The 18250-nt window shown below is 65.4% G+C and carries 18 protein-coding genes; 7 read left to right on the top strand and 11 right to left on the bottom strand.

What is annotated here, in order from left to right; translation table 11 throughout:
- Positions 1-137: 137 nt before the first annotated feature.
- Positions 138-1307: a M20 aminoacylase family protein gene (locus GL284_RS11875; RefSeq protein WP_155044846.1), complete on the top strand. Its 1170-nt coding sequence runs from the start codon at positions 138-140 to the stop codon at positions 1305-1307.
- A gap of 117 nt (positions 1308-1424) precedes the next feature.
- Here GL284_RS11875 and lpdA read toward each other — a convergent pair whose 3' ends face one another.
- Genes lpdA through queA form a run of 4 tightly spaced genes read right to left on the bottom strand, consistent with a single transcriptional unit; the run spans position 1425 to position 5814 of the window.
- The gene (lpdA, locus tag GL284_RS11880; RefSeq protein WP_155044847.1) at positions 1425-2816 is read right to left on the bottom strand and encodes a dihydrolipoyl dehydrogenase; all 1392 of its coding nucleotides are present in this window, start codon (positions 2814-2816) and stop codon (positions 1425-1427) included.
- Between the two features lie 42 nt (positions 2817-2858).
- A complete protein-coding gene (locus GL284_RS11885; protein WP_155044848.1) occupies positions 2859-3443 on the bottom strand; it encodes a DUF924 family protein in 585 nt (194 codons plus the stop codon).
- A 60-nt stretch (positions 3444-3503) separates the two neighbouring features.
- The gene (locus GL284_RS11890; protein ID WP_155044849.1) at positions 3504-4754 is read right to left on the bottom strand and encodes an MFS transporter; all 1251 of its coding nucleotides are present in this window, start codon (positions 4752-4754) and stop codon (positions 3504-3506) included.
- A 10-nt stretch (positions 4755-4764) separates the two neighbouring features.
- Positions 4765-5814, bottom strand: a complete 1050-nt coding sequence (queA, locus tag GL284_RS11895; protein ID WP_155044850.1) for a tRNA preQ1(34) S-adenosylmethionine ribosyltransferase-isomerase QueA — start codon at positions 5812-5814, stop codon at positions 4765-4767.
- Positions 5815-5934: 120 nt separating this feature from the next.
- Here queA and GL284_RS11900 point away from each other — a divergent pair, with 120 nt between their 5' ends.
- A complete protein-coding gene (locus tag GL284_RS11900; protein WP_155044851.1) occupies positions 5935-6225 on the top strand; it encodes a (2Fe-2S)-binding protein in 291 nt (96 codons plus the stop codon).
- On the top strand, positions 6173-6658 hold the full coding sequence (bfr, locus tag GL284_RS11905) for a bacterioferritin (RefSeq protein ID WP_155044852.1): 486 nt from the start codon (positions 6173-6175) through the stop codon (positions 6656-6658). Before GL284_RS11900 ends, bfr begins: the two co-directional genes overlap by 53 nt.
- Positions 6659-6671: 13 nt before the next feature.
- Here the strand turns inward: bfr and GL284_RS11910 are convergent, their stop codons facing one another.
- Positions 6672-7346, bottom strand: coding sequence for an HAD-IA family hydrolase (locus tag GL284_RS11910; RefSeq protein WP_155044853.1), 675 nt, complete (start codon positions 7344-7346; stop codon positions 6672-6674).
- 105 nt (positions 7347-7451) lie between these two features.
- On the opposite strand from GL284_RS11910, the gene glmU reads away from it, so the two are divergent.
- Together glmU and glmS are read left to right on the top strand one after the other, a co-directional pair.
- The gene (gene glmU, locus GL284_RS11915; RefSeq protein ID WP_155044854.1) at positions 7452-8792 is read left to right on the top strand and encodes a bifunctional UDP-N-acetylglucosamine diphosphorylase/glucosamine-1-phosphate N-acetyltransferase GlmU; all 1341 of its coding nucleotides are present in this window, start codon (positions 7452-7454) and stop codon (positions 8790-8792) included.
- A gap of 1 nt (position 8793) precedes the next feature.
- Positions 8794-10611, top strand: coding sequence for a glutamine--fructose-6-phosphate transaminase (isomerizing) (gene glmS, locus GL284_RS11920; RefSeq protein ID WP_155044855.1), 1818 nt, complete (start codon positions 8794-8796; stop codon positions 10609-10611).
- Between the two features lie 36 nt (positions 10612-10647).
- On the opposite strand, the gene aqpZ is transcribed toward glmS, so the two are convergent.
- The 6 genes from aqpZ to GL284_RS11950 form a co-directional block, all read right to left on the bottom strand.
- The gene (gene aqpZ / locus GL284_RS11925) at positions 10648-11388 is read right to left on the bottom strand and encodes an aquaporin Z (protein ID WP_155044856.1); all 741 of its coding nucleotides are present in this window, start codon (positions 11386-11388) and stop codon (positions 10648-10650) included.
- Between the two features lie 215 nt (positions 11389-11603).
- Positions 11604-11756 carry a hypothetical protein gene (locus tag GL284_RS11930; RefSeq protein ID WP_155044857.1) on the bottom strand — a complete coding sequence of 51 codons (153 nt, stop codon included), beginning with the start codon at positions 11754-11756 and terminating at the stop codon, positions 11604-11606.
- Positions 11757-11900: 144 nt separating this feature from the next.
- Complete coding sequence (locus GL284_RS11935) at positions 11901-13418, bottom strand: tripartite tricarboxylate transporter permease (protein ID WP_155044858.1); 1518 nt, start codon at positions 13416-13418, stop codon at positions 11901-11903.
- A gap of 3 nt (positions 13419-13421) precedes the next feature.
- Positions 13422-13916 (bottom strand): tripartite tricarboxylate transporter TctB family protein, encoded by a 495-nt coding sequence (locus GL284_RS11940; protein ID WP_155044859.1) that lies wholly within the window; start codon positions 13914-13916, stop codon positions 13422-13424.
- Complete coding sequence (locus tag GL284_RS11945) at positions 13913-14854, bottom strand: Bug family tripartite tricarboxylate transporter substrate binding protein (protein WP_155044860.1); 942 nt, start codon at positions 14852-14854, stop codon at positions 13913-13915. Before GL284_RS11945 ends, GL284_RS11940 begins: the two co-directional genes overlap by 4 nt.
- 175 nt (positions 14855-15029) lie before the next feature.
- Entirely contained in the window at positions 15030-16097 is a 1068-nt protein-coding gene (locus tag GL284_RS11950) for an ABC transporter substrate-binding protein (protein WP_196216768.1), read from the bottom strand.
- A 67-nt stretch (positions 16098-16164) separates the two neighbouring features.
- Between GL284_RS11950 and GL284_RS11955 the strand changes: the two genes are divergently transcribed.
- Together GL284_RS11955 and GL284_RS11960 are read left to right on the top strand one after the other, a co-directional pair.
- On the top strand, positions 16165-16836 hold the full coding sequence (locus tag GL284_RS11955; RefSeq protein WP_155044861.1) for a response regulator transcription factor: 672 nt from the start codon (positions 16165-16167) through the stop codon (positions 16834-16836).
- Positions 16833-18221 (top strand): sensor histidine kinase, encoded by a 1389-nt coding sequence (locus GL284_RS11960; RefSeq protein WP_341870364.1) that lies wholly within the window; start codon positions 16833-16835, stop codon positions 18219-18221. The genes GL284_RS11955 and GL284_RS11960 overlap by 4 nt, the downstream gene beginning before the upstream one ends.
- The last annotated feature ends 29 nt before the right edge of the window (positions 18222-18250 follow it).

The following is an 18250-nucleotide window of genomic DNA, read 5'->3' on the forward strand; positions in this document are numbered from 1 at the left end:
AATCAGCCTCACAGAATCGTGAGAATTTTGCCAGCATCGCGCCTGAAAGCAAGCGCGATATGCAGCGCGCCCGATGATTGCCGACCGTTGCGCAGGCCCGGCAAAACCGTCACTCTTGCCGCGAAGGAGATACCCTGATGCCCGTCAAGAACCGCTTCGCCGAAATGCTGCCGGAAATCACCGGCTGGCGACATGATTTTCACCGTCATCCCGAACTGCTGTACGAGGTGCATCGCACCGCGGCGAAAGTGGCCGAATTGCTGCGCAGCTTTGGCGTCGATGAGGTGACCGAGGGCATCGGTCGCACGGGCGTCGTCGGCGTGATCCGCGGGCGCAGCGATCTGTCCGGGCGCGTGGTGGGCCTGCGCGCCGATATGGATGCGCTGCCGATCCATGAGACGACGGGGCTGGATTACGCCTCGGGGCAGCCCGGCGTGATGCATGCCTGCGGCCATGACGGCCATACCGCGATGCTGCTGGGCGCGGCGAAATATCTGGCCGAGACGCGGAATTTCGACGGGACCGCCGTGGTGATCTTCCAGCCTGCCGAAGAAGGCGGCGGCGGCGGGTTGGCGATGATCGAGGACGGGCTGACCGACCGCTGGCGGATCGACGAATATTACGGGATGCACAATATGCCGGGCCTGCCGGTCGGGGCTTTCGCGATCAAGCCGGGGGCGATCATGGCCTCGACCGATCAGTTCGACATCACCGTGACGGGGCGGGGCGGCCATGCGGCCAAGCCGAATGAGGGGATCGATACGACGCTTGTGGCGGCGCAGATCATCGTGGCGCTGCAATCGGTCGTGTCGCGCAATGTCGATCCGCTGAAAAGCGGCGTGGTGTCGGTCTGCGTGGTCGAAACCGACAGCCGCGCGCATAACGTGATCCCGGATGTGGTGCGGATGAAGGGCACCTCGCGCAGTCTGGATGCCGGGGTGCGCGATCAGCTTGAAGATGGCGTGCGGCGCGTGGCCGAAGGGGTTGCCGCAGCCTATGGCGCGCAGGTCGAGATTGATTACGACCGGGGCTATCCGGTGACGCTGAACCATCCGGATGCGACGATCCATGCCGCCGAGGCCGCGCGCGAGATCGCCGGGGCGGTCGATCTGGATGTGGCCCCGCTGATGGCGGGCGAGGATTTCAGCTATATGCTGGAAAGCCGTCCCGGCGCCTATATCTTCATCGGCAATGGCGACAGCGGCATGCTGCATACTGCCGGGTATAATTTCGACGATGGGGCGATCCCGGCAGGGTCGAGCTGGTATGCGCGGATGGTCGAGACGCGCCTGCCTGTGGCTGGCTGACCGCGCCCGGTTCGGTCTGCCGCGCCGGGGGGTTCACACCCCCGGACCCCCGTGGAGTATTTCGGGAACAGAGAAGCTTTCAAAGGCGAAGGGGGCCCTGTGGCCCCCTTGTGGATCTTAGAAGTGGATGGCGCGGCCATAGGCCGAGAGCACGGATTCATGCATCATTTCGCTGAGCGTCGGATGCGGGAAGACGGCTTCCATCAACTCGGCCTCGGTGGTTTCCAGCGTGCGGCCGACGACATAGCCCTGGATCAGTTCCGTCACCTCGGCGCCGACCATATGCGCGCCCAGCAGTTCGCCGGTCTTGGCGTCGAAGATGGTCTTGACCAGCCCTTCGGGCTCGCCAAGCGCGATGGCCTTGCCATTGCCGATGAAGGGAAAGCGGCCGACCTTGATGTCATAGCCTGCGGCCTTGGCCTTTTCCTCGGTCAGGCCGACAGAGGCGACCTGCGGGTTGCAATAGGTGCAGCCGGGGATCGAGTTCGGCTTGATCGGGTGCGGATGGCCGCCCGCGATCAGTTCGGCCACCATGATGCCTTCATGGCTGGCCTTATGCGCCAGCCACGGTGCGCCTGCCACGTCGCCAATGGCGAAAAGCCCCTCGACGCCGGTGCGGCAATATTCGTCAGTGACGACATGGGTGCGGTCGATTTTCACGCCCAGCTTTTCGAGGCCGAGGTTTTCCACATTGCCGACGATGCCCACGGCCGAGATCACCGTGTCGAAGTCCTGCGTTTCGGTCTTGCCGTCTTTCTCGATATGGGCGGTGACCTTGCCCTGACCGCGATCCAGCTTCTTGACCGTGGCTTTTTCGAGGATCTTCATTCCCTGCTTGACGAATTGCTTTTTCGCCAGACCCGAGATTTCCGCATCTTCGACCGGTAGCACGCGGTCCATCACCTCGACCACAGTGGTGTCGGCGCCCAGCGTGTTGAAGAAGCTGGCGAATTCGATGCCGATGGCACCCGAGCCGATCACCAGCAGCTTTTTCGGCATCCGCGGCGGTTGCAGCGCGTGCTTGTAGTTCCAGACCAGATCGCCATCGGCCTCGAGCCCCGGCAGGTTGCGGGCGCGGGCACCTGTCGCCAGCACGATCGACTTGCCGGTCACATCTTCGCTGCCCTTATCTGTCTTGACCGACAGCTTGCCGGGGGCGGTCAGCGCAGCCTCGCCCATGATGACGGTGACCTTGTTTTTTTTCAGCAGGTGGCCGATGCCGCCGGACAGTTGCTTGGCCACGCCGCGCGACCGCTGGACCACGGCATTCAGGTCATAGCCGATTCCATCCGCTTTCAGGCCGAATTCCTTGGCGCGGTGCATCAGGTGGAACACCTCGGCCGAGCGCAGCAGCGCCTTGGTCGGGATGCAGCCCCAGTTCAGGCAGATGCCGCCCAGATGCTCACGCTCGATCACGGCGACCTTCAGGCCAAGCTGGGCGCCGCGAATGGCGCAGACATAACCCCCCGGACCCGAGCCGATCACCACCATGTCGAAGGACTGCGCCATGGTATTCCCCCTGTTGCAAAATATAGTTGAGCGTTAAACCAATTATTCCAGATCGGCAAGCGACAGCTTGCCCGAGACCAGCGCGCTATAGCCGCCCGCCTGCATGACCTGGGTTTCCTGATCGGTCGGCGTCCGGCCAAGCGCGGCATTGCGCCATGGGAAGCGGCCGAATTTCGCGATGGTATCGCGGTGCAGTTCGGCATGGCGCTGGTTTTCGCCCGGCATGAATTCGGTGAACAACTCGACCGCGCGGTCCTGATCGGTCATGTCCTCGCTGTGTTCAAAGGGCAAATAGAAGAACTGCCGCGCGGGCGGGTCGATGCGCAGGTCGTGCCCGGCGGCGATGGCGTCGTTCGCGATCCTACGGGCCAGATCGTCGGTGGCGAAGGCGCGGGGATCGTCGCGGAACATGTTGCGCGGGAACTGGTCGGTCAGGATCAGGCTGGCCAGCGCGCCTTCGGGCGTGGTGGCCCAATCGGCGGTCAGGCGTTCGGCCTGTTGCCAGCTTGCCATGTAGCGGTCGCGGATCTGCGCGTCCAACGCGTCCGAACGCTCATACCAGCCTTTCTCTCCGACCTCTTCCAGCCAGAACCGGTAGATGTCTTCCGGGGTCTTGTTCAGCGGCATGTGCATCCCTCCTGATGTCATCAGGGGGATGCTGGCAGAGCCGGGCCGGGGCCGCAAGGTTCAGGCCGAGGGTTTCGCCCCCGCGTCGTCCGAGCCGGCATTTTCCAGCGCCGCCTCGACCGCCAGCGGCGTGGCGGAGGGTGCGATGATGGCAAAGCTTTGATCGTGGGCCGGCGCGGGGCGGCGCGTGCGGCGCCAACCGGCATAGGCCGCCAGCAAAAGCAGCAGCGCGGCCAGATAGGCCCAGAAGCCGTCGGGCCCCATCATCGACATCAACCAGCCCACGATCAGCGGGCCGCTGATGGCGCCGACGCCGTTGATGAACAGCAGGCCGGCCGACGCCGCCGCCATGTCCGACTGGTCCAGAAAGTCATTGGTATAGGCCAGCAGCAGCGAATAGACCGGGTTGGCCACACCGCCCACGATGGCTGCGGTGGCGATCAGCCCCCAGATGCCCGGCTGCACGAAGAAGGTGATCAGCGCGACCACAAAGCCGACCAGCGACAGGCCCATGACGATCAGGCGGCGGTCGCTGTGGTCCGACATCCAGCCGATCGGGTATTGCAGCACCAGCCCGCCCGCATAGATCGCCGCGACAAAGGCCGAGATCTCGGTCACGGACAGGCCCTTGATCGAGCCCCAGACCGAGGCCATGCCGAAGATCGCCGAAAACACCCCGCCCATCAGGAAGATCCCCACGCAGCCCAGCGGCGAGACGCGGAACAGCGCCGCAAAGCTCATCGGCTTGATGGTCGAGAATTGCGGCGCGGGCTGGCGCGACAGCAGGATCGGCAGGAACGACACGCTGACCAGCAGCGACGGGATCAGAAACAGCAGATAGCCCGCCGGATCGGCGGTGTTCATCAGCAGCTGCGCCGCGATGATGCCCAGCATCTGCACGATCATATAGGCCGACATCGCCTGTCCGCGCGTCTCATTGCGGGCGCTGGCGTTCAGCCAGCTTTCGGCGGTGATATAGACGCCCGAGAAGCAGAACCCGATCAGCAGCCGCATCACCGCCCATGCGATCCAGTGCGGTGCGAAGGCGTAAAGGATCAGCACCGACGAGATGATCGAGCCAAGCGCCGCAAAGACGCGCACATGCCCGACCTTCTGGATCATGTTCGGCACCACCCGCGATCCCAGCAGGAAGCCGCCGAAATAGGACGCCATGACCACCGACATATGCGTGGTCGAGATGCCCTCGATCTTGCCGCGGATGCCCAGCAATGTGCCTTGCATCCCGTTGCCGACCATCAGCAGCAGGATGCCCAGAAGCAATGGCCAGGTGGTGCGCAGCACGCTGAGCATGGTCCCCTCCTTAGGGTATCAGAAGCGACGCATCGCCATAGCTGAAGAAGCGATAGCCGGATTTGACCGCGTGATCGTACAGATCGCGGATGCGGTCCTGTCCCATCAGGGCGCTGACCAGCATCAGCAGCGTCGATTTCGGCAGGTGGAAATTCGTCATCAGGGCGTCGGTCACGCGGAAGCGATACCCCGGATATATGAAGATTTCTGTAACGTCCCGGAACGGCTGAACCGTGCCGTCGTCGTGCGCGGCGCTTTCGATCAACCGCAGCGCCGTGGTGCCGACCGGGATCACCCGGCCGCCTGCCGCGCGGGTTGCGTTGATCGCATCGGCGGCGGCAGGCGTCACCTCGCCCCATTCGCCATGCATCTTGTGCGTGGTCACGTCATCGACCTTGACGGGCAGAAACGTGCCCGCGCCGACATGCAGGGTGACATGGGCAAAGCGCACGCCGCGTGCGCGCAGCGTCTCCAGCAGATCCTGATCGAAATGCAGGCTGGCGGTGGGGGCGGCCACGGCGCCGGTCTTTTCGGCCCAGACGGTCTGGTAATCCTCCCGATCCGCCGCATCCGGTGCGCGCAGCGCCGCGATATAAGGCGGCAGCGGCATCGCGCCGACCTGCGCCAATGCGGCATCGAAGGCCTCGCCCTCGGCATCGAAGCGCAACGACAGGTCGCTGTCGGTCATCGCCACGACCTCGGCCGACAGCAGATCGCCAAAGCGCACCGTCTCGCCGGGTTTCAGCTTGCGCAGCGGCTTGGCCAGGGCGCGCCATGTGCCATCGGCCTGCGGCTCCAACAGGGTGATTTCCACCTTGGCGCTGACCGTACCCTGAGGGGTCTGACGGCTGCGCTGACCCGACAGGCGGGCGGGGATGACCTTGGTGTCGTTCAGCACCAGCAGATCGCCCGGACCCAGCAGCGACGGCAGGTCGCGCACATGCAGATCGCGCAGCCCATCACCCTCGGCGACCAGCAACCGGGCCGAGCTGCGGGGCCGTGCGGGGCGTGTGGCGATCAGCCCTTCCGGCAGGTGGAAATCGAAATCATCAAGCTTCATGCGCGGCGTTTTCGCGCCGCCGATTGGCAGCGTCAAGCGGCGCTGTAATCACAAAGTGAAATGGTCGGACTTTACTTGGTTGATAGAAATGGTAAGACATGCGCAGCCAAGGGTGATTCAATGATCGTCTGCCACTGCATGCAAATTTCCGACCACGACATCCGCGTGGCTTTCGACTGGATGCGTGCCGCCGATCCGGAAACCATCATCACCCCCGGCAAGGTCTATCACGCCCTTGGCAAGCGCGCCGATTGTGGCGGCTGTATGCCCTTGTTTCTGGACACGATGCGCCGATGCGATAATCTGGCCGTGCCCCCCATCCTTCGGGGCATGAAAGCCAACCGCATCGAGGTGAGCCATGAAGGGCGACGCAAAGGTCATCGAATATCTGAACGCAGCGTTACGGTCTGAACTGACCGCCGTCAGCCAGTATTGGCTGCATTACCGGCTGCAAGAGGATTGGGGTTACGGCCATATCGCCGACAAATCCCGCGCCGAATCGATCGAGGAAATGCATCACGCCGACCGCCTGATCCAGCGCATCATCTTTCTGGAAGGCCATCCGAACCTGCAAAAGCTGGACCCGCTGCGCATCGGCCAGAACCTAAAGGAAACGATGGAGGCCGATCTTGCGGGCGAACATGACGCCCGCAACCTGTATATCGAGGCGCGGGATCATTGCGAAAGCGTCGGCGATTACGTCAGCAAGATCCTGTTCGAGGACCTGATCTCGGATGAGGAAGGCCATATCGATTTCCTTGAAACCCAGCTTGAGCTGCATGACCAGATCGGCGCGCAGAATTATGGCCATCTGAACGCCAAACCGGCCAGTCAGGCAGAGTGAACCGGGCTGGCTGTCACGCCAGCCACTGCGCCGCAAGCTTTGGCAGGTCGTCGAAATGCGCCAGCATCGCCTCGGGGGCCAGACGGTCCAGCGCCTGACCCTCGGGGCCAAAGGCCACCAGTGCCACGGGAACGCCTGCGGCGGCGGCGGTCTTGCGGTCGGTTTCGGTGTCTCCGACAAGGAATGACCGGGCGACCGTGCCGCCCGCGCGTTCGACCGCCGCCTGATAGGGGCGGGGATCGGGCTTGCGGACGGGCAGGGTATCGGCCCCGACCAGCGCCCCGAAACGGTCACGGATGCCCAGTTCACGCAGCAGGGTTTCGGCCAGGGCCTCGGGCTTGTTGGTGCAGACGGACAGGATGTGGCCCGCATCCGCCAGTGCGTCCAGCGCCGCCTCGGTCCCCGGATACAGCCGCGTATGCACCGCGATGGCGTCGCCGTAATGGCCCAGCAGGCGGGCGTAATCCTCATCCTCGGCGGTGGGGGGCAGCAGCGTGCCGGCGGCAATCCGCGCATAGCCCGCGCGCAGCATCGCCCGCCCGCCATGGAACGCGATCAGCGCATCTTCGACCGGGTCCAGCAAAGACGGCAATCCGCGCCCGGTAAAGCAGGCATTTGCCGCCGCAATCAGGTCGCCCGACGTATCCGCCAGCGTTCCGTCCAGATCAAAGACAACCGTGCCCGCCATGCTGTAACCTTCCGTCAAGATGTTTGATCCCCGGGGGTCTTTCCCCGATCCCGGCCCCTAGGTAGAACGCAGACGAAACATAAGAAAAGAGGCGACGAGGCAGTCATGACGGATAATCCCGCAGCGCTTATCGTTCTGGCCGCCGGGCAGGGCAGCCGGATGCAATCGGATCTGCCGAAGGTGCTGCATCGTCTGGGCGGCGTTCCCCTTGTCGGGCACGCCCTTGCCGCGGGCCGGGCGCTGGACCCCGAACGCATCGTCGTCGTGGCCGGGCATGGGGCGGATGCCGTGCGCAAGGCCGTTGCAAGGCTGGAACCCGATGCGGTGATCGCGCTGCAGACCGAACAGCTTGGCACCGGCCATGCCGTGTTGCAGGCCATTCCGCATCTGGACGGCTTCGAGGGCCGGGTGATCGTGCTTTATGGCGACACGCCGTTTATCGGCGAGGATACGCTTCTGGCGCTGTCCAGCCACACGGCCGATGTGGTGGTGCTGGGCTTTGAGACGCAGGATCCCGGCCGCTATGGCCGTCTGGTGACCGGCCCCGACGGGCTGGAAAAGATCGTCGAGTTCAAGGATGCCGACGAGGCCACGCGCGCGATCAGGCTGGTGAATTCGGGCGTTCTTGCCGCAGATGCCGCGCTGTTGCGGGACTTGCTGCCGCAGATCGGCAATGACAACGCCTCGGGTGAATATTACCTGACCGACATTCCCGCGCTGGCCCGCGCCAGCGGCCGCCGGGTCGAGGTCGTCACCTGCGATGAGGCCGAGACGCTGGGCATCAACACCCGCGCCGAACTGGCCGCCGCCGAAGCCGCCTTCCAGACCCGCGCCCGCGCGCTTGCGCTTGAGGACGGCGTGACGCTCAGCGATCCGGCGACCGTCTGGTTCGCGTTGGATACGGTGATCGGGCGTGATGCGATCATCGGGCAGAACGTGGTCTTCGGTCCCGGTGTGACGATTGAAAGCGGCGCGGAAATCCTGCCCTTCTGCCATCTGGAGGGCTGCCATATCAGCGCGGGCGCCACTGTCGGCCCCTTTGCCCGCCTGCGTCCCGGCGCGGAACTGGGCGGCGACGTGCATGTCGGCAATTTCGTGGAAATCAAGAACTCGGTTCTGGACGAAGGCGTCAAGGTCGGCCATCTGACCTATCTGGGCGATGCCCATATCGGCGAGCGCACGAATATCGGCGCAGGCACGGTGACCTGCAATTATGACGGTGTGTTCAAGCACAAGACGGAAATCGGCGCGGACGCCTTTATCGGGTCGGACACCATGCTGGTCGCGCCGGTTCGCGTGGGCGCGCGGGCGATGACGGGATCGGGTTCGGTCATCACCGAGGATATCCCCGATGACGCCATGGCGATCGCGCGGTCGCGGCAGGTGACGAAACCCGGCCTTGCCGCGCGGCTGATGCAGGCGCTGCGCCAGAAGAAGGGCAAATAACATGTGCGGAATCATCGGAATTCTGGGCAGCCACGAAGTGTCGCCGCAACTGGTCGAGGCGCTGAAGCGGCTGGAATATCGCGGCTATGACAGCGCGGGCGTGGCAACCGTCGATGCCAATGGCACGCTGGCGCGGCGTCGGGCGGTGGGCAAGCTGGTCAACCTGTCCGACAAGCTGGTGCATGAGCCGCTGCCCGGCCATGCCGGCATCGGCCATACTCGCTGGGCCACACATGGTGCCGCGACCGAAGCCAACGCCCATCCCCATAAGCGCGGCCCCGTCGCCGTGGTCCATAACGGCATCATCGAGAACTTCCGCGAATTGCGCGAAGAGGTCGTGGCGCTGGGCATGACCCCGGAGTCCCAGACCGACACCGAAACCGTGGCCCTGCTGACCGCATGGCACATGGCGCAGGGGCTTGGCCCGGTCGAGGCGGCGCGTCAGACGCTGACCCGCCTGCATGGCGCCTTCGCGCTGGCCTTTCTGTTTGAAGGCGAGGGCGATCTGATGATCGCCGCCCGCAAGGGCAGCCCGCTTGCCGTGGGCAGCGGCGATGGCGAGATGTTCATCGGTTCGGACGCGGTGGCGCTGGCCCCCTTTACCGACCGCATCACCTATCTTGAGGACGGAGATCACGCCGTCATCACCCGCGCGGGCGCGCAGATCTTTGACGCCGATAATCGGCCCGTCCACCGCGAGATCCAGCGCATCGACGTGGGCGCGACCCAGATCGACAAGGGCGGCTACCGGCATTTCATGGCCAAGGAAATCGCCCAGCAGCCGGTCGTGTTGGGCGATGTGCTCAGCCACTATATCAAGGGCGACCGCATCGTTCTGCCCGATTCCATCGATTTTTCAGAGGTGGACCGGCTGACGCTGGTGGGCTGCGGCACGGCCTATTACGCGGCCTGTGTGGCGCGTTACTGGTTTGAACAACTGGCGGGCCTGCCCTGCGATCTGGATGTCGCGTCCGAGTTCCGCTATCGCGAGCCGCCGATGTCGGCCAAAAGCTGGGCGCTGTTCGTCAGCCAGTCCGGCGAAACCGCCGATACGCTGGCCGCGCTGCATTACGCGCGCGACAAGGTGGCCAAGACCGTGGGCATCGTCAATGTCGGCACCTCGGCCATTGCGCGCGATGCCGATATCGCGCTGCCGACGCTGGCCGGGATCGAGGTCAGCGTGGCCTCGTCCAAGGCATTCACCTGTCAGCTGGCGGTGCTTGCGGTGCTGGCGCTGAAGGCCGCGCATGATCGCGGGCGGCTGGACGATGCGGGGCTGGCCGCGCATCTGGATGATCTGCGCGCCATTCCGGGGCTGGTGAACCAGACGCTGGCGGTGGGCGACGGCTGCCGCAATCTGGCCGGTTGGCTGGCCGAGGCGCAGGACGTGCTGTATCTGGGCCGGGGCGCGCTGTATCCGGTGGCGCTGGAAGGCGCGCTGAAGTTGAAAGAGCTGAGCTATATCCACGCCGAAGGCTACGCCTCGGGCGAATTGAAGCATGGCCCCATTGCGCTGATCGACCGCAATGTGCCGGTGGTGGTGCTGGCGCCGCGCGACGATCTTTTTGAAAAGACCGTCTCGAACATGCAAGAGGTCATGGCGCGGCACGGGCAGGTTCTGCTGATCTCGGATGCCGAAGGGATCGAGGCGGGCGGCGACGGGGTTTATGCCAGCCTTGCCATTCCGCAGGGCGGCGGGATGTTCCAGCCGATCCTTTATGCGGTGCCGATGCAGTATCTGGCCTATCACACGGCGGTCGCCAAGGGCACCGATGTGGACCAGCCGCGCAATCTGGCGAAATCGGTCACCGTCGAATAAGAAAAAGGCCCGGCCGGCATGGCCGGGCCTTTCGCCTTAGTGCTGCGGGGTCAGCGGCGGCTGGGGCGCGGGCAGGTCGCCGACGACCTCGTCGTCCTTTTCGCCCATCGCTTTCCAGATCACCGCGCCGATGACGGCCCCGACGATCGGTGCCACCCAGAACAGCCAAAGCTGCTGGATCGCCGCGCCGCCTGCAAACAGCGCCTGACTGGTCGAACGTGCCGGGTTGACCGAGGTATTCGTCACCGGGATCGAAATCAGGTGGATCAGCACCAGCGCCAGACCGATGGCGATGGGGGCAAAGCCCTTGGGCGCGCGGCCATGGGTCGAACCAAGGATCACGATCAGGAAGAAGGCGGTCAGCACGATCTCGATCAGCAGGGCCGAGAACATCGAATAGCCGCCGGGCGAATTCGCGCCATACCCGTTCGAGGCAAAGCCGCCCAGTTGCGCGTCAGCCTTGCCCGAGGCGATGGAATACAGCACCAGCGCCGCAAGGATCGCGCCGACCAGCTGCGCGATGATATAGGGAACCACGCGCGCGCTGGGGAAACGCCCCGCAACCATCAGGCCGATGGTGACCGCCGGGTTGAAATGTCCGCCCGAGATGGTGCCGACCGCATAGGCCATGGTCAGGACGGTCAGGCCAAAGGCCAGCGATACGCCGACAAAGCCGATCCCAAGTTCAGGAAAGCCCGCAGCCAGCACAGCGCTGCCGCAACCTCCGAATACCAGCCAGAAGGTGCCAATCGCCTCGGCTGCCAGTTGCTTTTGCATGATATAACCTCACATACGCATAAGCACGCAGCTTTGCTGTGCTGAACCGGGGGTGGTGTCAGCGCAGGAAAATCGCGTGTAGGGCGCATTTTACCCTAAACTCACGGATGTGTGAATACATCGTTTTGTAAGCTGCCGCATGGAGCGGCACAAATGCAAAAAAGGCGAGGGTGGACACTTCGCCTTTGTCGTCATGCGGATGCGGTAGATGCAGCTTACAGCTGGATCGTACGGAAATCGGCTTCGCGGATGCCCAGCTTCTGCAGCGCGCCTGCCGTGGGCATACGGTGCTGGCGCACGTCCGAGGTGACGGCGATGGCAGCGTTCAGAATGCTGAAAGCGTTGCGGATAAAGCGGAGAGCGGTCATGTCCTTGCCTATTCGGATGAATGTTTCGTCAAGCAAGACATGGGGTGCGAGCGGTTTTTCTGCAATGCAGCATAGGGCATTGCCGCCATGCGTCCGCGACATGGCAACCCCGGCCCCAGAAGGCCGGGGGTCTTGTTCAGGGTGTCAGTCCTCGTCTCCGCCCATCTGGGACAGCACCTTGCCCTTGCCGCGGGCGCGCATGATCAGCGGCACGATCAGGGCCAGCGCCGCCAGACCCAGCAGGGTCGCGGCGATGGGCGATCCGACCAGAACCGTCCAGTCGCCCTGACTGATGGCCAGCGCGCGGCGCAGTTGCTGTTCGGCCATCGGCCCCAGGATCAGGCCCACGACAATGGGCGCGATGGGATAGCCGAAAAGCCGCATGGCATAGCCCAGAACGCCGAAGGCCAGCAGCATTCCAAGCTCGAAGCTGGACGGGTTCGCGCCGATGGTGCCCAGCGTCGCAAACAGCAGGATGCCCGCGTAAAGCCACGGTTTCGGGATGGTCAGCAGCCGCACCCACAACCCGATCAGCGGCAGGTTCAGCACCAGCAGCATGAAGTTCGCGATCAGCAGCGATGCGATCAGCCCCCAGACCAGCGTCGGGTTGGTGGCAAACAGCAGCGGCCCCGGTTGCAGCCCGAATTGCTGGAAACCCGCCAGCATGATCGCCGCCGTGGCCGAGGTCGGCAGCCCCAGCGTCAGCAGCGGCACCAGCGTGCCTGCCGCGCTGGCATTGTTGGCGGCCTCGGGTCCGGCCACGCCTTCGATGGCGCCATGGCCGAATTCCTCGGGGTGTTTGGACAGCTTCTTTTCGGTGGCATAGGACAGGAAGGTGCCGATCTCGGCCCCGCCTGCGGGCATGGCACCGATGGGAAAGCCGATGACGGTGCCGCGCAGCCAGGGCTTCCACGACCGCGCCCAATCCTTGCGGTTCATCCAGACCGAGCCCTTGACGGCGGTGACGGTCTCATCGCCCTTGACCTTGGTTCCTGCAATGGCCAGCGCCTCGCCGATGGCGAACATCGCGACGGCCATGGTGGTGACCTCGATCCCGTCCAGCAGTTCCGGCACGCCGAAGGATAGCCGCGCCTGTCCGGTCAGCTGGTCGATGCCGACGCAGGCCAGCGCCAGCCCCAGAAACAACGAGGTCAGCCCGCGCAGCGCCGAATCGCCAAGTGCGGCCGAGACGGTCACGAAGGCCAGCACCATCAGCGCAAAGTTTTCCCGCGGTCCCATGGTCAGCGCGATCTTGACGATGCTGGGCGCAAGAAAGGCCAGCAGCAGCGTGGCGATCAGACCCGCGATGAACGAGCCGATGGCCGCCGTCGCCAGTGCCGGGCCGCCGCGCCCCTTGCGGGCCATCTTGTTGCCCTCAAGCGCGGTGATGATCGAGGCGCTTTCGCCGGGCGTGTTCAGCAGGATCGAGGTGGTCGAGCCGCCATACATCCCGCCGTAATAGATCCCCGCGAACATGATCAGCGACCCCGCCGGGTCCAGCCGATAGGTCACGGGCAGCAGCAGCGCCACGGTCAGCGCAGGGCCGATGCCGGGCAGAACGCCGACCATCGTGCCCAGCGTCACGCCGATCAGCGCGTAAAGCAGCATCATCGGCTCGGCAGCGGTCGCAAGGCCCTGCATCAGGAAGTCAAAGGCGCTCATGGATCAGCCCCCCGGAAAGAACAGATGCTCAAGCGGGCCGGGCGGCAGGTGCAGCATCAGGAGTTTTGCGAAAATCGCCCAGACCACGAAGGCGACGACGATGCCGATGGGCAGGGTCATCGCCAGATTGCGCTTGCCGAAGGCGCGGGCGGTAAAGGCGAACAGAATGCCCGTCGCGATGGAAAACCCCGCGATGTGCAGAAGCATCAGCTGCGCGGCAAGGCCCGCGATGATCCACAGGACCGGCTTCGGGTCCTGCGGCTCGCGCTCGGGAAAGTCGCCGCGCAGGGCGGCAAAGCCCGTCCAGACCGCCAGACCCAGCAGGCACCATGCCACGACGCGCGGCACGCTGGCGGGGCCGACGCCGGAATAGCCGCCCAGATCGGCAAGGCGCGCGCTGTCCCACAGCATCACGCCCGCGACGGCGGCAAGAAACACCGCGATGACAAGCGCCGCCCGGTCGGGGCGGCGCTGCGGTTCCTGACCGGAATGGCTCATTTCACCAGACCGATGTCTTTCAGGATGGCCTGCGTCGCGGCCTCATCCTTGGCAAGCTGTTCGTCAAAGGCCGCGCCCGACAGATAGGTGTCCATCCAGCCCTTGTCCGACAGTTGCTTCTGCCAGTTTTCGGATTTCACCATCTTTTCGATATCCGCCGTCACCTTGGCCTTCTGATCGTCCGACAGGCCCGGTGCGGCGGCGACCATGCGCCAGTTCTGCAATTCGATGTCCAGCCCGGCTTCCTTCAGCGTCGGAGCGTCCACGCCCTCGACCCGCTCGGGGGCCGAGATCGCCAGCAGGCGCAGCGTGCCTGCCTTGACCTGCGCTTCGAATTCGCCCAGGGACGACACGCCCGCCGTCACCTGATTGCCAAGGATGGCGGCCAGCGCCTCGCCACCGCCGGAATAGGCGATGTAGTTGATTTTCGTCGGATCGACGCCCGCCGCCTTGGCGATCATGCCGACCGCGATATGGTCCGTGCCCCCGGCCGAGCCGCCGGCCCAGCTGACCGCGCCGGGATTTTCCTTCAGCTTCGCGACCAGCCCGGCCATGTCCTGAATGTCGGACGCGGCGGGCACCACGATCGCCTCATATTCGCCGGTCAGGCGGGCGATGGGGGTGACATCCTTCAGCGACACCGGGGAATTGTTGGTCAGGATCGCGCCGACCATCACATAGCCGCCGACGATCAGCGCATCGGGATTGCCCTTCATCTGGCTGGCGAATTGCGCAAGCCCGATGGTGCCGCCCGCGCCCGGCACGTTCTGCACCTGGGTCGAGGGCGAGATGCCGTCTTCCTGCATGACCTGCTGCATGGTGCGCGCGGTCTGGTCCCAGCCGCCACCCGGATTGGCGGGCGCGATGATGGTATAATCGGCCAGTGCGGGCAGGGCAAAGGCACCGGCAAAGACGCTGGCGAGAACAAGATGCTTCATGACATTCCTCCGCTGGCGATGGGCGCTCCGCAGCGCCGCTCGCTTTCATGTCTGGTTTTGTGAAACCCCCACCTCTCCCAAAGTGCGGGGTCGCCTCCTGAACCCGCGACGTGGCGGGCATCAGCTATATCCAGCACACAAACCTGTCATGCACCTGACGCGGGGCTGAGAAATTTCACCTGCCCGACAGCGCGGCGTTCCAGCGCGCCAGAAGACGGCTGCGCGTCGCCTGATCCAGATAGGCCAGCAGGCCGGGGCTGACCGGCACCGGCTTCAGCCGCAGCCCGGCCAGATCCTGCATCCCGCCCGCAGGCGTGTCCTGACCGGCGACCTCAAGGCTGACCGCCGACAGGCGCAGCGTGCGCGACAGCAGCTCCTGACCCGGCGGGGACATCAGGAAGGCCAGAAACGCCCCGCCCAGTTGCGCATCGCGCGCCGCCGTCGGCACGACCGCAACGCGCGATACCACCACCGTGAAATCCTGCGGCAGGATCATGCCCACATCCGGATCGCGCCGCGCCCATTCCGCGACATACGATCCCAGCAGATTATACCCCAGCGCCAGCCGCCCATCCGCGATCCGTGCCAGCAGGTCGCTGGTGGTCGAGAATTGCTGCACATCGGCGCGGCCCATCGCGGCGGCGACCGACCAGATGCCGGGATAAAGTTCCTGATCGCGCGCCAGAAACAGATAGCCCACGCCCGAGCGCGCCACGTCATAGGTGCCGATGCGCCCCCGCGCCTGATCGGGATGTTCGGCCATCCAGCGGATCAGGTCGGCGCGGGTGGCGGGCGGGGTCTGCCCGGCAAAGCTGGGCTTGTGATAGGCAAAGACCGCGGGCTCGAAGGTCAGCGCATAGGCGGTGTCGCGCCAGTTCGCCCAATCGGGCCAGCCGGGCGTGTCGGGCGTGACGACCGGGCGGGCATAGCCGTCATTCGCCAGCTTGACCTGCAGATCCATGGCCGAGGAAAAGGCAAAATCCGCCGTCCCGGTCCCGGCTGCGGTTTCGGCGACGATGCGGTCGTGCAGCTCGCCCGTCAGCAGGTTTTCATAGGCCACGCGCACATCGGGATGGCTGGCCTGAAACGCCGCGATCAGCGGCTGCGCCAGATGATCGTCCAGCGAGGAATAGATCACCAGCTCCCGCCCATCGCCCCGCGGTGCGGGAAAGATCGTGGGCTGGGCCGCCGCCTGACTGAAAAACAGCGCGGCAAGTGCTGGCAAAAGGGCAGGCAGACGCATCGCTGAAGCTTGCCCCAGCCGTTGCCCGCCCGCAAGCGGGACGCTAGGGTCGCGGGCAGGGGGGCTCATGCGCATCTTGCTGGTCGAGGACAATCTTTCGCTGGCCGAGGGGCTGGTCACACTGCTGCGCCAGACCGGCTATGCGGTGGATGTGGTCCATGACGGCGCCTCGGCCGAGGCGCTGGCGCTGGCGGAAAGCTTCGATCTGGTGATCCTTGATCTGAACCTGCCGCAGATGGACGGGCTTGAGGTGCTGCGCTCGATCCGGGCGCGCAAAAGCACGGCGGCGGTGATGATCCTGACCGCGCGCGGCACGCCCGAAGAACGGGTGCGGGGGCTTGATCTGGGGGCCGACGACTATCTGATAAAGCCCTTCGACATCGGCGAATTCGAGGCGCGCATCCGGTCGCTGCTGCGCCGGCAGGCCGGTCTGCGCACGGCGACGGTCAGCTTTGGTGGCCTGACCTTCGACCAGAACAGCCGCAGCTTTTCCGTGGCCGATCAGGCACTGGATCTGCCCGCCCGAGAACGCGGCCTGCTGGAACTGCTGATCACCCGCGCGGGCAAGGTCGTGCCGCGCGAAGCCATCGTGCAATCCTTGACCAGTCTTGAGGACGATCTGTCCGCCAATGCGATCGAGCAATATGTCAGCCGCCTGCGCAAACGCCTTGGCCCCGCCGGTCTGACGGTCAGGACGGCGCGCGGCATCGGCTATTTCCTTGACCGGGCCGGACCGTGAGCCGCCCTTTCTCGATCCGGCGGCGCCTGCTGGTCTGGCTGCTTGCGGGCACGCTGGTCTTTGGCACGCTGGCGCTGATCGACACATGGCGCGAGGCGGTGCGCATGGCCAATGCGCTGGCCGACCGCGTGCTGGCCGGTTCCGCGCTGGTCATCGCCGAGCGCGCCTCGCTGGATGAGAACGGGCTGATCGCCATCGAAATCCCCTATGGCGCGCTGGAGATGCTGAGCTCTGCCGCCGAAGACCGGGTGTTTTACCGCGTCGACGGCCCGCCTGGGCGGCTGGTCACCGGCTATGCGGATCTGCCCATGGCGCAGGCGCAGCCCGGCGGCGATCCGGTCTTTGCCGATGATGCGTTCCGGGGCGAGCCCGTGCGGGTGGCCAGTCTTGCACGCGCCGCCTCGACCGGCATCGATGAGGTGCCATTCGTGGTGACGGTGGCGGAAACCACGAATGCGCGGCGGGAACTGACCCGGACGATCCTGATGCGGTCGGCGCTGCGGTTGTCGCTGATGATGCTGGGCGCGGCGCTGGTCGTTGGCGTGGCGGTGACCGTCAGCCTGCGGCCGCTGCGCAAGCTGGGCGAGGTCATCGCCACCCGCAGCCCGGACGATCTTGCCGCCGTGGAAACGCCCGTGCCCTCCGAGGTGCGCGGGTTGGTCGGCACGATCAACCTGTTCATGTCCCGGCTGAAATCGGCGCTGGACGGGCTGCGCAACTTTACCGGCAATGCCGGGCATCAGCTGCGCACGCCGCTGGCGGTGGTGCGCACGCAACTGGCGCTGGCCGCCCGCGCGGGTACGCTGGCCGAGGCGCAAGAGGCCGCGCAGAAAGGCGATGCCGCCGTCGCCCATGCCGAACGCATCCTTGCCCAGCTGCTGCTGCTGGCCAAGGTCGATGCCGCAGCGGGGCGCGCCCCCGATCCGCTGGACCTGACGGCGTTCGCGCGCGCGCTGACGGCGGACAACATCCCCTCGGCCGCCGATGCGGGCGTCGATCTGGGCTTCGAGGATCAAGGCCCGCTGCAGGTCCGGGCCGAACCGCTGCTGCTGGCCGAGGCGCTGCAGAACCTGATCAACAACGCCATCCTGCATACCGGGCGCGGCACCGTGGTGACGGTGCGGGTCCGTGCGGCAGGCGATGCCGCGATCCTTGAGGTCGAGGATGACGGACCCGGCATCCCCGAACCCGCCCGCGACGCCGCCTTGGGGCGGTTCGCGCGCGGCCGGACGCATGGCCCCGGCATGGGGCTTGGCCTGCCGGTCGTCGATGAAATCGCCCGCCTGTTTGCAGGCCGCCTGCGGCTTGAGGCCGGGCCGGGCGACCGGGGGCTGATCGCCCGGCTGTCGTTCCCGATGATGGCGAAACCCGCCGATCCGGGCTGAAACCCGCGATCACATCAGATCACACTTGC

Source organism: Paracoccus shanxieyensis, assembly GCF_009711265.1.
Lineage (GTDB): Bacteria > Pseudomonadota > Alphaproteobacteria > Rhodobacterales > Rhodobacteraceae > Paracoccus > Paracoccus shanxieyensis.

Coding starts and splice junctions, on each gene's coding strand:
- queA (WP_155044850.1), bottom strand. CDS start 5,814: ATGAAGCTTGATGATTTCGATTTCCACCTGCCGGAAGGGCTGATCGCC.
- GL284_RS11900 (WP_155044851.1), top strand. CDS start 5,935: ATGATCGTCTGCCACTGCATGCAAATTTCCGACCACGACATCCGCGTG.
- glmU (WP_155044854.1), top strand. CDS start 7,452: ATGACGGATAATCCCGCAGCGCTTATCGTTCTGGCCGCCGGGCAGGGC.
- GL284_RS11935 (WP_155044858.1), bottom strand. CDS start 13,418: ATGAGCGCCTTTGACTTCCTGATGCAGGGCCTTGCGACCGCTGCCGAG.
- GL284_RS11940 (WP_155044859.1), bottom strand. CDS start 13,916: ATGAGCCATTCCGGTCAGGAACCGCAGCGCCGCCCCGACCGGGCGGCG.
- GL284_RS11875 (WP_155044846.1), top strand. CDS start 138: ATGCCCGTCAAGAACCGCTTCGCCGAAATGCTGCCGGAAATCACCGGC.
- GL284_RS11930 (WP_155044857.1), bottom strand. CDS start 11,756: ATGACCGCTCTCCGCTTTATCCGCAACGCTTTCAGCATTCTGAACGCT.
- GL284_RS11885 (WP_155044848.1), bottom strand. CDS start 3,443: ATGCCGCTGAACAAGACCCCGGAAGACATCTACCGGTTCTGGCTGGAA.
- lpdA (WP_155044847.1), bottom strand. CDS start 2,816: ATGGCGCAGTCCTTCGACATGGTGGTGATCGGCTCGGGTCCGGGGGGT.
- GL284_RS11890 (WP_155044849.1), bottom strand. CDS start 4,754: ATGCTCAGCGTGCTGCGCACCACCTGGCCATTGCTTCTGGGCATCCTG.
- GL284_RS11910 (WP_155044853.1), bottom strand. CDS start 7,346: ATGGCGGGCACGGTTGTCTTTGATCTGGACGGAACGCTGGCGGATACG.
- glmS (WP_155044855.1), top strand. CDS start 8,794: ATGTGCGGAATCATCGGAATTCTGGGCAGCCACGAAGTGTCGCCGCAA.
- GL284_RS11945 (WP_155044860.1), bottom strand. CDS start 14,854: ATGAAGCATCTTGTTCTCGCCAGCGTCTTTGCCGGTGCCTTTGCCCTG.
- bfr (WP_155044852.1), top strand. CDS start 6,173: ATGAAGGGCGACGCAAAGGTCATCGAATATCTGAACGCAGCGTTACGG.
- GL284_RS11955 (WP_155044861.1), top strand. CDS start 16,165: ATGCGCATCTTGCTGGTCGAGGACAATCTTTCGCTGGCCGAGGGGCTG.
- GL284_RS11950 (WP_196216768.1), bottom strand. CDS start 16,097: ATGCGTCTGCCTGCCCTTTTGCCAGCACTTGCCGCGCTGTTTTTCAGT.
- aqpZ (WP_155044856.1), bottom strand. CDS start 11,388: ATGCAAAAGCAACTGGCAGCCGAGGCGATTGGCACCTTCTGGCTGGTA.